This is a genomic window from Gammaproteobacteria bacterium, from assembly GCA_041395725.1.
GTDB lineage: Bacteria > Pseudomonadota > Gammaproteobacteria > Pseudomonadales > Pseudohongiellaceae > NORP240.
In genome coordinates this window covers 4,658,157-4,671,162 of record JAWKZW010000001.1, presented here as the reverse complement: position 1 = coordinate 4,671,162, position 13,006 = coordinate 4,658,157, and the positions used below count along the sequence as shown (strand labels likewise).

At 56.4% G+C, this 13,006-nt stretch carries 9 protein-coding genes; 7 read left to right on the top strand and 2 right to left on the bottom strand.

Annotated elements, in window-relative coordinates; translation table 11 throughout:
• Nucleotides 1-248: 248 nt before the first annotated feature.
• Complete coding sequence (gene uvrA, locus R3F50_20580; protein MEZ5492686.1) at nt 249-3,077, bottom strand: excinuclease ABC subunit UvrA; 2,829 nt, start codon at nt 3,075-3,077, stop codon at nt 249-251.
• A gap of 973 nt (nt 3,078-4,050) precedes the next feature.
• Between uvrA and ssb the strand changes: the two genes are divergently transcribed.
• The 7 genes from ssb (at nt 4,051) to sulP (ending at nt 11,735) form a co-directional block, all read left to right on the top strand.
• The gene (gene ssb / locus R3F50_20575) at nt 4,051-4,506 is read left to right on the top strand and encodes a single-stranded DNA-binding protein (GenBank protein ID MEZ5492685.1); all 456 of its coding nucleotides are present in this window, start codon (nt 4,051-4,053) and stop codon (nt 4,504-4,506) included.
• Nucleotides 4,507-4,807: 301 nt separating this feature from the next.
• Nucleotides 4,808-5,785 (top strand): sugar nucleotide-binding protein, encoded by a 978-nt coding sequence (locus R3F50_20570; GenBank protein MEZ5492684.1) that lies wholly within the window; start codon nt 4,808-4,810, stop codon nt 5,783-5,785.
• Nucleotides 5,786-5,798: 13 nt separating this feature from the next.
• A complete protein-coding gene (locus R3F50_20565; GenBank protein ID MEZ5492683.1) occupies nt 5,799-7,010 on the top strand; it encodes a molybdopterin molybdotransferase MoeA in 1,212 nt (403 codons plus the stop codon).
• A 14-nt stretch (nt 7,011-7,024) separates the two neighbouring features.
• Nucleotides 7,025-7,807, top strand: coding sequence for a hypothetical protein (locus R3F50_20560; protein MEZ5492682.1), 783 nt, complete (start codon nt 7,025-7,027; stop codon nt 7,805-7,807).
• A 117-nt stretch (nt 7,808-7,924) separates the two neighbouring features.
• The gene (locus tag R3F50_20555; GenBank protein MEZ5492681.1) at nt 7,925-9,052 is read left to right on the top strand and encodes a DUF2333 family protein; all 1,128 of its coding nucleotides are present in this window, start codon (nt 7,925-7,927) and stop codon (nt 9,050-9,052) included.
• Nucleotides 9,053-9,092: 40 nt separating this feature from the next.
• Nucleotides 9,093-9,866 carry a polyphosphate kinase 2 gene (gene ppk2 / locus R3F50_20550; GenBank protein MEZ5492680.1) on the top strand — a complete coding sequence of 258 codons (774 nt, stop codon included), beginning with the start codon at nt 9,093-9,095 and terminating at the stop codon, nt 9,864-9,866.
• 135 nt (nt 9,867-10,001) lie between these two features.
• The gene (sulP, locus tag R3F50_20545) at nt 10,002-11,735 is read left to right on the top strand and encodes a sulfate permease (GenBank protein ID MEZ5492679.1); all 1,734 of its coding nucleotides are present in this window, start codon (nt 10,002-10,004) and stop codon (nt 11,733-11,735) included.
• A 242-nt stretch (nt 11,736-11,977) separates the two neighbouring features.
• Here the strand turns inward: sulP and R3F50_20540 are convergent, their stop codons facing one another.
• On the bottom strand, nt 11,978-12,925 hold the full coding sequence (locus tag R3F50_20540) for a calcium/sodium antiporter (protein ID MEZ5492678.1): 948 nt from the start codon (nt 12,923-12,925) through the stop codon (nt 11,978-11,980).
• Nucleotides 12,926-13,006 lie beyond the last annotated feature (81 nt).

The window sequence follows — 13,006 nt, the reverse complement described above, 5'->3', positions numbered from 1 at the left end:
ATAGCTTTGGTATTCGCATCTATACCTGCCCCAGAAGGTACGATTTTCCAGCTGAAAATGCAAATGAATGAAGGGTTTGTGGCGGGACAATGGCCCGAATTCGGGGGCCGTTCAGCGGAACCGGGTCAGAAAATTGCAGACTGTTACATTTTTACCCACCGATTCGATGAATTCCCTACAGAATACGTGGAAAAGCGGCTGTCTTTACCGCCACTGCCGGTGCCACTCGCTGGCGGGCTTTCTGCCGCTCAGGCGAGTATCTTTTTCATGTAAAAACCGGTGTGCGAGCCCTTGACCCGGGCCAGCTGCTCGGGCGTTCCTTCGGCTACGATTTGCCCCCCCTCGTTGCCGCCCTCCGGGCCGAGGTCGACCAGCCAGTCGGCGGTCTTGATGACATCGAGGTTATGTTCGATCACCACGATGGTATTTCCCTGATCCCGCAGATGATGCAGTACCTTCAACAACTGGCGGATGTCCTGGAAGTGCAGGCCGGTGGTAGGCTCGTCGAGAATATACAGAGTCTTGCCGGTATCCCGTTTGGACAGTTCCCGTGACAGTTTGACCCGTTGGGCCTCTCCACCGGACAGCGTGGTGGCGGCCTGGCCGAGGCAGACATAAGACAGCCCCACGTCGATCAGGGTTTGCAGCTTGCGTGCGATAGCCGGCACCGGGCTGAAGAATCCGGCGGCATCTTCGATGGTCATATCCAGCACTTCGCTGATATTTTTGCCCTTGTAGGTAACTTCCAGGGTTTCCCGGTTGTAACGCTTACCCCGGCACACGTCGCAGGCGACGTAAATATCCGGCAGGAAATGCATCTCGACCTTGACCACCCCATCGCCCTGGCAGGCTTCGCAGCGACCGCCCTTGACGTTGAAGCTGAAGCGGCCCGGTTTATAGCCCCGTGCGCGCGCTTCCTGGGTGCCGGCGAACAATTCCCGCACCGGCGTGAAGATACCGGTATAGGTCGCCGGGTTTGAACGTGGCGTACGGCCGATGGGGCTCTGGTCTATGTCTACCACTTTGTCCAGCAGTTCCAGACCTTCGATGCTGTCGAAAGGAGCAGGAGTCAGGGTGGTTGCCTTGTTCAGTTGCGTCGCCGTAAGAGGATAGAGGGTGCTGTTAATCAGCGTCGACTTGCCGGATCCGGACACGCCGGTCACACAGGTGAAGAGGCCGATTGGGATTTCCAGATCAACAGATTTTAAATTGTTACCCTTGGCCCCTTTTAGCCGAAGAATGCGCTCTTTATCGATAGGAATGCGCTTTTCCGGGATACTGATCTTTTCCTTGCCGGACAGAAATTTCCCGGTGAGCGAGTCCTTGGATTGCAGGATATCTTTCAGTGCACCCTCGGCGACGATGTGCCCCCCGTGTACCCCGGCTCCGGGGCCGATGTCGATGATATGGTCGGCGCTGCGGATGGCTTCTTCGTCGTGTTCGACGACAATCACGGTATTACCCAGATCGCGCAGATGGAATAGCGTATTCAGCAGGCGATCGTTGTCTCGTTGGTGCAGCCCGATGGATGGTTCATCCAGAATGTACATAACGCCTACCAGCCCCGCGCCGATCTGGCTGGCCAGCCGGATGCGCTGGGCCTCACCTCCGGAAAGTGTCTCGGCACTGCGATTCAGGGTAAGGTAATTCAGCCCTACGTCCACCAGGAATTTCAGCCTTGCCTGCAGTTCCTTGAGAATCTTTTCCGCAATCCGGGCCTGCTTGCCCTGCAGCTTTAATTTCCGGAAATAGTCCGTCGACTGTGCCACTGTCATGGCCGTGATGCCGGGGAGGTTCTGCCCCTTGATAAGCACGTGGCGGGCATCTTTCCGCAGGCGCGTGCCCTGGCAATCGGGACAGGACTGGGAGCTGAGGAACTTGGTCAGCTCCTCACGGACCATGGAAGACTCGGTCTCCCGGTAGCGGCGTTCCATGTTCGGCAGGATGCCTTCGAAGGGATGGCTGCGGACAACCGTATCGCCCCGGTCATTGACGAAGTGAAAGTCGATGTTTTCACCTCTACTGCCCTTGAGGATGACTTCCTGGTGCTTTTTGGTCAGCTTTTCAAAGGGCTTGTCGAGCTGAAAGCCGTAGTGATCAGCCAGTGAGTTGAGCATCTGGAAGTAGTACATGTTGCGTCGGTCCCAGCCGCGGATTGCGCCCTCGGCCAGAGACAGTGCCGAATCCACCACGATACGCTGTTCGTCGAAATACTGCTTGACGCCAAGGCCGTCACAACTGGCGCAGGCCCCGGCGGGATTGTTGAAGGAGAACAGCCGTGGCTCGAGTTCGCTGATGCTGTGTCCGCACTGGGGACACGCAAAAAGCGAGGAAAACACCAGGTCCGGCTGCCCGGCGTCGTCATCCATGAAGCTGACCAGTGCCAGACCATCCGCCAGCTGCAGGGCGGTTTCGAAACTTTCGGCCAGGCGCTGTTCGATGCCTTCCTTGACCTTGAGGCGGTCGACGACCACCTCGATATTATGCTTCTTGTTTTTTTCCAGCTCTGGCGGGTACTCGATCTCGCAAACCAGCCCATCGACCCGGGCCCGGATAAAACCACTGGTTCTGAGCTCGCTGAAAACATGCAGGTGTTCACCCTTGCGGTCCCGGATGATCGGTGCCAGAACCATGAGCCGGCTGTCCGGCGGCAGGGACATGACCTGATCGACCATCTGGCTGACTGTCTGTGCCTCGAGTTTGAGACCGTGCTCAGGACAATGGGGTTCGCCGGCCCGGGCGAACAGCAGGCGCAGGTAGTCGTAGATCTCGGTGATGGTCCCTACGGTGGAGCGAGGATTGTGGGAGGTGGATTTCTGCTCGATGGAAATGGCCGGCGACAGCCCCTCGATGTGATCGATATCGGGCTTTTCCATCATGGATAGAAACTGGCGCGCGTAGGTTGAGAGCGACTCCACGTAGCGCCGCTGCCCTTCCGCGTAGAGGGTGTCAAACGCCAGAGACGATTTCCCCGATCCGGACAGCCCGGTGATCACCACCAGTTTGTCGCGGGGGATGGTGACATTGATGTTCTTGAGATTGTGGGTGCGGGCACCCCTGACAATTATCTTATCCATGAACCGCCTGGCTGCACTGTCTGGAAAACAAACCGCCCATTATCTGAAGAATTGCTTACGGGAGTAAAGCTGATCCTCGAATTAACGGAAGTTCTTTTCTTTCTTTCACATTGGTCTGTGCAGGCTCTGGTTAATTGTTGCAAAGGATTAAAGTAGTTCCAGCAGAGTTTTCGTGAATCATAGACAGCTGAATCGTGAGAGTATTCGGGCTTCGAGCGGCGGCGGCTGACCAGGCTGTGGCCCGCGGCAGACCGCGCCCCTCCGGGGTACCCTCACTACGAAAAATGCCCTGGAAGGCGGTCATTTTTCTTCACTCGGCGCTGGTCTTTGATCGCCGCGGGTCACAGCCTGGTCAGCCGCCTCGAGTGAGGTGAAGTCTGATGCGTCCTGGCTTCAACCAAGAGCAGCCTTGTTTTGCTCCTGGACTGCCGGATGCGATTCTTTCCTGTCACGGCTGCTTATCTGATGCGCCTTGTCTCGGTGATATCAGATAAAGCATGGCAGTGAATGCAAGTTGATCGAGTCTTCGATTCAGAAGCCAGCACCTCACTGTTCGCAAAAATGCCAGGTTTCCAGCCGGGGGGTGGCGGCGTAACCAATTTCATAGTGGGCCAGCGGCAGGGTGAGAGGCGAACGCCTTAAACCTTCAGCTTCTCAAAGCGCTCAAAGTCTGTTGAAACAAAGTTGTAGCGTAATGATCAGCACTGGAAAGCCCACAAATCCTGAACCTCTTCCGCCGAGCATCATTGTCAGTCAGCAGGACGATACGCATGAATAGCACGGGCAAGGAACGACACCAGGAGGTCATCCAGTATGCACGGCCCTTACCTTACCGGTCCTCCGATAAGTCCAACTTGACCAGAAGTTTCTGGAGATGGCCCTTGTTTTAATCCGCCGATTTATTTCTCTATGCCAGCCTCATGGTATAGACTTACCAGAGCAAACAGGCGGATTATTCTGACGGGAGGTCAAGGTGGCAAGTCGAGGTGTAAACAAGGTAATACTGGTCGGTAACGTGGGCGGTGACCCGGAAGTTCGGTATATGCCAACCGGGGGTGCCGTAGTGAACCTGACTCTGGCCACCTCAGAGTCCTGGAAAGACAAGAGTTCCGGTGAGAACGTCGAGAAGACCGAGTGGCATCGGGTGGTATTTTTCAACCGTCTGGCCGAGATTGTCGGCGAATACGTTCGAAAGGGCTCAAAGCTGTATGTAGAGGGTCGCCTTCAGACCCGCTCCTGGGAGCAGGATGGTGTCAAGCGTTATGCTACCGAGATAGTCGCGAACGAGATGCAGATGCTGGATTCCCGGGGTGCAGGTCAGGGGGCATCGGACTTTGGACAGGCTGGGGCGTCCCAGGCGGCACCCAGATCGGAGCCGCAGCAGGCGCCAGCCAACTTTGATAACTTCGACGACGACATTCCTTTCTGAATGGCCCTCTGCTTCGACGGTGACAGTCGAAGCAGAGGGCTTCTTATACCAGTCGTCTGGTGATAGTCTGCTGGTGTCAAAAGCCCCTGGGGTTACAGTTCGTCCACCGGCGAGAAACTTTGTCAGGCACGCTTGGCGAAAGTGACTTGAGTCAATTCCCGGGCGCGTCCTGCAGACATACGCAACGGCTGTAGTGAAAACGCTTCAGGGTACCTATAATTAGCGCTTCAAGCCTGGTGTCTGGAAGTCAGACAGCTGATCTGCTGTCTAGCCGCTGCTGAGAGTTTTCCAAGTGAAATTGATGATTGCGGGCGCCGAGTCGCCCACTGGACAGGAACTTCTGGAGTTGTTGACACAACAGGGGGTGAACTTCTCCCTGCTGCCGGCAAGCCTGTTGCAATCTGCGGATAACTCCGTGCTTGATCAGTTTATAAAGAGCTATCACCCCGACCAGTTGATCAACCTGCACACTTTCGAGCCAGGCTCCCAGACGGCACTTGTTGCGGCGGAGACTGCGCGACAGGAATGCGCGCTGGTGCAAAGAGATCATCCCGCCCTGCTGGCCGGCATCTGTGAGCGTCAGGGTATTCCCATGTTGCACCTGTCCACCTGTTACGTTTTCGACGGCGGGAAGCGGCTCGGGTACAACGAGCAGGACGCTACCAGCCCGGTTGGTGTGTATGGAAGCACAGCCCTGCAGGGCGAGCTGGCAGTGAAGAAACTGGCCAAACACGTGATTATTCGGGTTGGCTGGACTTTCGGGCGCCGCCAGTACGACATCATTGAATCCTGGATTCGGCTGTGCAAGAAACAGGGTGGAGAGCTGGCGGTGCTGCAGCGACGCTTCAGTCCGACCCCCAACGAGGATGTCGCCCGGGTGATTCTGGCAGTGTGTCGGCAGGTGGATTGTGAAGCCAGCGTATGGGGTGAGTATCACTATTGTGGTCTGGAGACCAAGACCGAAATCGAGTTTGTCCAGCAGGTGCTCAAGTACGCATCTCAGCATGATGAAAAGATTTACCAGTTCCTCGACAATTTCACTATGAGTGAAGTTTTCCCCACGCTGCCCGAGATCGCGAACTCAACACTGTCGTGCAAAAAAATATTTGACACCTTTGGCATCAAGCAACGTTCCTGGCACAAAAGTCTCCGTGCGGCGATTAAAACCATTTATCAGGGTAAAGGGGGCGTCGAAGCCGTTGGCGAAGAGGACACCCGGCCCGGTGAGGACAAGCCGGTGAAGCTGCCGGATACACTGAGTTCGAGAAGTTTGCATTGAGGGGTTGCTGGCGATGAATTCCCGGTTGACGCCTATAGAAGAAGCCCTGACTCGCCTGCGTGAAGATCTGCCCTTGCTGGCGCTGCCGGAAACCGTGGAGCTGACGCAGGCCGACGGCAGGATTCTGGCCCATGATCTGTATGGGGCGGTGGATGTGCCGGCATCGGATAACAGTGCGATGGATGGCTACGCGGTGAACTCACAGGCAGTGAGCCAGATTCCGGTCACATTGGCGGTCAGCCAGCGGATACCGGCAGGCCAGGCTGGTGAACCCTTGCAATCCGGCACGGCGGCCAGGATATTCACCGGCGCACCCTTACCAGCCGGTGCTGATGCGGTGGTGATGCAGGAAAATACGCAGCCGGCGGGCCAGTCGGTCACGATTCTGCAGCGTGTCGCGGCTGGTGAAAACGTCCGATCGCGAGGCGACGATATCCCGGCGGGAACCCTGCTGTTCAAAGCCGGCCACAGATTGCGTGCCCATGACATGCATGTTCTTGCCTCTTGCGGCATAGCCAGACTGGCAGTGCGGAAACCACTCAAGGTTGCTATTCTGACCACCGGCGATGAACTTGTGCGACCAGGCACCTCACTCGAAGCCGGTCAAATCTACAACTCGAACTTTTACCTCCTGTCTGCCCTGGTGGCTGGTTTAGGGATGCAGGTGGTTGACTGCGGCACGGTTGGAGATGGGCTGGATACCACGGTCGAAAAATTTGCCCGGGCTGCCGGAGAGGCTGACTGCCTGCTAAGTAGTGGTGGGGTTTCGGTGGGCGAGGAAGATCACGTGAAGGCTGCCGTACAGCGGTTGGGCCGGATTGACCTCTGGAAGCTGGCGCTCAAGCCGGGCAAGCCGTTTGCCTGGGGAGAAGTCAAAGGCAGACCTTTTTTCGGCGTTCCGGGTAATCCCGTATCGGCGTTCGTTACCTTTGTGTTGCTGGTTCGTCCGGCCTTGCTGGCCATGAGTGGTGCCAGAAGCCATGAGCCCTTGAGCTTCAGATTGCCGGTTGCGTTCGACTACAGCAGCGGCGATAGACAGGAATATTTGCGGGTGGTTCTGTGGTCGCGAGACGGTGGTGGGGAATTGCAGATTGTCGACAATCAAAGTTCTGGCGCGGGCTCGTCTTTGAGCCAGGCCGATGGCCTGGCAGTATTACCCCCGTTTACTTCGGTAACAGCGGGGGATATGCTCAGCTTTATTCCCTTTAGTGAATTGATCGGTTAGGTGAGTTGAGGTTGATGATGTTCTGGTCTTCGAGCAAGGCGCGCTGGTTAGCCCGCTTATTGCTGGTAAGTGTCCTGGCCGGGTGCCAGGCCGGAAACGATGAACAGGTTGTTCCAGAACCGGATCCGGCCGCGGCGGAAGCCCCTGTGGCTGAGGTGGTTCAGGGTGCTGAAACGGTGCAGGAATGGCAGGTTTCTTTTCGTCGTCAGCGGCTGCTTGGCGATCTTTTATACGATGCCCTGCAGGCGCTGGACCAGGACCGACTGCTGATCCCTGTTAATGACAATGCGTACACCCGCTATCGGCGTGTGCTGGCACTCGACCCTGAGAACGATCTGGCACTCGAAGGGCTGCAGCGTATCGTGGCCAGATACCTGGAGCTGGCGGCGACTGCCAGTCGTCAGGGCAGGTTTGCGGCGGCGGCGGAGTATATCGACAGAGCCCGCTTCGTGGATCGTGACGATCCTGCTATCGTGGCCGCCGAAAAAGCACTGGAGGCTGACCGGAATTCCGGTGATCTGGTTTTCGAGTTGAATCTTGACCAGCTGAGTGCTCAGTCTGACTACCTGGTTGAACAGTTGGCGGATATCGCTGAGCAGGCTGTAGAATTTGAAGCATTCGTCTGGATAACGGCGCCGAGCGATGAGAAAGGACGCTGGATCTATGGCACCTTGCGGGAAAGAGCCAATGGTTATCGGCTGCGGGGTAATATCGAGCTGGGTGGAAGGGCTATCATCCGGTTGCGATTGCCGGAAGGTGCTGACACAGAAGCCGGTCCGGGTGCTGAACCAAGCTAGGTAGCCCCGCAGAGCGTTGTGGTACTTAACAGAGGCTCCCTGGTAGCCCACTGCCCCAGGAAGTCAGAGGTCCACGAAGTAGCGTTATGAGCAGAGGACTGTCCCGGAGAAGCGATAATGTTTACCACTATTAAAGCGCGCATTGCCTCCCTGTTTGGCAGGGGCAGCGGCGAGGATGCGGGCGCTGACGAGGGCGAAGGCAGGGGCGAAGAGCAAAGTCAGGCAGGCGACTCCGCTGCGACCTACGAGAGCGATGACAGTAGCCCGATAGTCAGGATCCTGCTGTCCGTTCTGGCGTTCATTACACTGTTTATCGTCGTTCTGGGTGTTTTTTGGAGTTTCGAGCCGGACCAGTTCTCCGTGGTGGAGAATCGGGAGCAAAAACTGGCCGGCAGCGACAATGCGCCAGTGATCGGCGCTGCCTCTACTGCGGCTTTGATCGGTGTGGCTGAGACCCTGCTGGACAAGCCCGGTGGCTACCTGTCCAATGATGTTATGGTACCCGGCATCTACCTGGATAATATTCCCAACTGGGAATTTGGTGTCTTGGTGCAGGTCCGGGATTTTGCCAGGGCTTTCCGCGAATCGTTCAGTCGCTCTCAATCCCAGTCCCAGGAGGATCTGGATCTGCGTGAAGCAGAGCCGCTGTTCAACTTTGACAACGCCAGCTGGATGTTTCCGGCCACGGAACGCGAATACCGTAAAGCCATCGATCTGTTCTCCTCCTATCTGCAACGGATCGGCGATCCTGCCGACGCCGATGCACAGTTCTTTGCTCGCGCCGATAACCTGGCCGGCTGGCTGTTGACTGTGGAATCCAGGCTGGGCAGTCTGTCACAGCGTCTCAGCGCCAGTGTCGGCCAGGAGCGGGTCAATACCGACATCGCCGGTGAGCCGGGAGCTGCGCAGTCGACCCGGGTGGCGCGCGAAGCACGGGTGAAAACACCCTGGTTGCAGGTAGACGATGTTTTTTACGAGGCGCGTGGCACTACCTGGGCATTGGTACACTTTCTGCGTGCCGTGGAGATTGATTTTGGCGATGTGCTGGCCGACAAGAATGCGACAGCCAGTCTGGAGCAGATAATCCGGGATCTGGAGTACAGTCAGAGGACAGTGTTTTTTCCGGTCATCCTGAACGGCTCCGGATTTGGTATATTTGCCAATCATTCCCTGACCATGGCTAATTACGTGTCCAGAGCAAATGCCGCGATAATTGATCTGCGTAACCTTCTTGCCCAGGGCTAGGTCGTATAATTCAACTGTTATTTAAGTGGGTTGGAGCACCATGTTGTACGCGCTCGAGACAGAACCGGAATACCTGGACCTGCAGGTTGAATTTGTGCGCCTGCAGACGTGGGTCCGGCAGCATCGCAAACGTCTGCTGATTATTTTCGAGGGACGTGACGCCGCGGGTAAGGGAAGCACCATTATGCGCTTCGTGCGGTTTTTAAATCCCCGGCACTATCGGATTGTAGCGCTCAGTAAGCCTACGGAGCTGGAACGCGGTCAGTGGTACTTTCAGAGATATATCAAAGAGTTGCCCAATCCTGGCGAGATCGTTTTTTTCGACCGCAGCTGGTACAACAGGGCGGTGGTGGAGCCGGTCATGGGTTTTTGTACCCAGAGGCAGTATAAATTCTTCCTTGAACAGGTTGTGCTGCTGGAGCACATGTTGAAAGAGGATAAGCTGGAGATTATAAAATTCTGGTTTTCCATCGATGAAGACGAGCAGGAAAAACGCATTAGAGAGCGGAAAACCAACCCGCTCAAGCAGTGGAAACTGAGTACGGTGGATGCCCTCGCCCAGGCAAAATGGGACGAATACACCCGCTACAAATTGGCCATGTTCGAGAAGACGTCCACGCGCCGGAATCCGTGGCTGGTGGTCGAGGGAAATGACCGGGATAAAGCCTGCCTGGAATCGATGCGCTATGTGTTAAGCCAGGTCAAGTACGATGGCAGGGGGGACACCGGCAGCCGGATCGAGCCGGACCCGGAAATCGTTCACGTGCAGCCGACTTTCGATATGAAGCATCTTGGCTACCTGAGAGAGCCATAGTGGGTAACAACCGTGTGACAGTGACTTTATTGCCATTGCCGGAGTTATTTTCGCGGTTTCTGGCGCGCCTGTTTCGAGTCGGGGCGGCGGGCAGGTCAGGGTACGATGTGATGGCAGACGGGAGAAGGTAGCAGGGTGGATGCGATCAGGCAGTACCTGCCGATACTGGATTGGGGCAGGCGGTACAATTCAGCCAGTTTGACTGAGGATGGTGTGGCGTCGATTATCGTCGCGATCATGCTGATCCCGCAGTCACTGGCCTATGCACTGCTGGCAGGACTGCCTGCGGAAATGGGGCTGTATGCCAGTATCTTCGGGCTGCTGGCCTACGGGCTTTTTGGCACCAGCACTTCCCTGTCGGTGGGGCCGGTGGCCGTAGTGTCTCTGATGACTGCGGCGGCGCTGGAGCGGGTAGCCGAGGCGGGGTCTCCCGATTATGTCAGTGCAGCCTATACACTGGCCTTTTTGTGTGGCGCCATGCTGTTGCTGCTGGGCCTATTTCGCCTTGGGTTTCTGACCAATTTTCTGTCCCATCCTGTCATCGCCGCCTTCATCACAGCCTCGGCCCTGATCATCGCCGCCGGTCAGTTGCAACACCTGCTGGGTATCTCTGCCGGGGGGCATAATCTGCTGGACATTGTGTGGGAACTGGCACGGGAAATCTCACACAGCAATTTCTATACCTTGGCCATCGGCGTACTGGCCTTGGTGTTGATTGTCTCCATGCGGCTGGGCCTGAAGCCGCTGCTGATCAGGTTAGGCATGTCGTCCCGCAACGCGGCACTGATGGTGAAAGGTGGACCTGTCATCGCCGTGATCATTACCGCGGTTGTGACGTATCTCCTGCGACTCGATGAACTGGGCCTGGCACTGGTGGGGGACATTCCCCGGGGGATGCCTGGCGTTACCTTGCCGGGCATGTCGCGCGGCCTGATTGCCGAGCTTTTCTGGCCGGCGGTGCTGATATCTATCGTCAGTTTTGTGGAATCAATATCGGTAGGGGAGACGCTGGCCAACCGGCGCAGGCAACGCATCAACCCGGACCAGGAACTGGTCGGGCTGGGGCTGTCCAACGTGGCCGTGTCCGTTACCGGTGGCTTTCCCATCACCGGTGGATTTTCCCGTTCCATCGTCAATTTCGATGCGGGGGCCGCTACCCCGGCAGCCGGCATCTACACGGCCATACTGATCGCGCTGGTGACGATGTTTCTGACGCCGCTGATCTACTGGCTGCCCCGCGCCACACTGGCGGCCACGATTATCGTCGCGGTGATGTCGCTGGTGGACTTTTCCTTGTTCAGGCAATCCTGGAACTACTCCAGGGCTGACTTTATCGCCATGATGGCCACTCTGGTGCTGACCCTGATCATCGGTGTTGAAGTGGGCATTGCCGCCGGTGTGCTGGCGTCTGTATTGATATCCCTGTACAAGACGTCCAAGCCTCACGTGGCTATTGTCGGGCGGGTACCGGGTACCGAGCACTATCGCAATATCGAACGGCACAAGGTGCAGACGTTCGAGAATATTCTGTCCATTCGGATCGACGAGAGTCTCTATTTCGCCAACACCCGCTACCTGGAAGAATTGATTTACGAAACCATGTCTCACTATCCCAAGGTCAAGCACGTAGTCCTGATGTGCACAGCCGTGAATAAAATTGACATGAGCGCCCTGGAAACTCTCCTGCAGATCAATCGCACGCTCGATGACCTGGGTATCAAACTGCATGTCTCCGAGGTCAAGGGGCCCGTAATGGACAGGTTGCAGCGTACCGATTTTTTCTCGCGTTTGACTGGTAAAAGCTACCTTACTCAGAATCAGGCGGTGGAAGACCTGCGCGACGATTTTATGCCCCTGTCAGGCCTGTAGACTTTACCCAATCATTGCATAAATTGTTGGCCCAGGAACGCCTCGCTGCTTCCATAGCAGCATTTCCAGCGCCGTACTCAATTTTTCTGGATATCACGTAGAGTGACTACGCTCAATCCATAAAAATCTCCGTGCGACGCTGGAAATACTACTCTGAAAGCTCCTGACCTCAAGAACTTATACAATGATTGGGTTAACACCAATCCAGCCGTTCATTGAATTGCCGGGCCCGGTCCACGTTCTTACTTTGTCAGTAGATAGAGCATGTAGGCCACGTAGCCACCCAGCAGAGTGAAGCCTTCGATGCGACTGATGCGCAGGCTGGTCCAGGCGAATGGCAGAAGAATAATGGCGTAGGACAGCATTACGCCCAGATCCACCAGGCCGAACTCACTGCCCGCTACCGTGCTGAGCATCGCGGTGATGCCCAGAATCCCGAGGATATTAAACAGGTTCGACCCCACAATATTGCCAACCGCGAGTCCAGGTTCTTTCTTCAAGGCGGCGACCAGGGAAGTGGCCAGTTCCGGAATGCTGGTGCCTGCTGCAATAAGCGTCAGACCGATTACCGCCTGGCTGATTCCCAGCAGCCGCGCCAGTTCCACCGCACTGTCGACAAACAGCGCACTGCCATAGATCAGCATGGCGATTCCTAGCATCAGCATGAGAATGTAATAAAAAGCCGGTTTGCTGGGTGTGGTGATGATTGGATTGGCCTCGATCAGCTGGCAGGTGGCCTGGTCTTTGCGTGCCTGTTGGTAGCTGAAAAGCAGAAACCCGATGAGTCCAGCGCTCAGGAACAGGCCATCGACAAACCCCAGTTGGTCGTCCAGCAACAGCAACCAGAGCAACAGAGAGCTGGCAATCATCAGCGGGATCTGTTTCTTGATAAGCTGCAGCTCGATTGTCAGGGGAGTGATAAGCGCCATGAGACCCAGAATCAGGCCGATGTTGGCTATATTTGAACCGATCACGTTACCAAGGGCGATGGAGCTGCGCCCGCCCAGGGCCGATTCAATACTTACGGCCAGTTCAGGGGCGCTGGTACCAAAGGCAACGACGGTCAGCCCGATGACCAGCGGCCTGATGCCGAGCTTGAGAGCAAGCGTGGAGCTGCCCCGTACCAGCAGCTCAGCACCAAACCCAAGAATTACAAAACCAAGAATGAGAAAAACGAGGTAGGAAAACATAAAAGGCTACAGTGCTGCGCAATAATTCAGGTCAGTCCGTTGAGCCGTCGCCGGCAGGTGTGTCGAAGCGCGGGTCAGCGC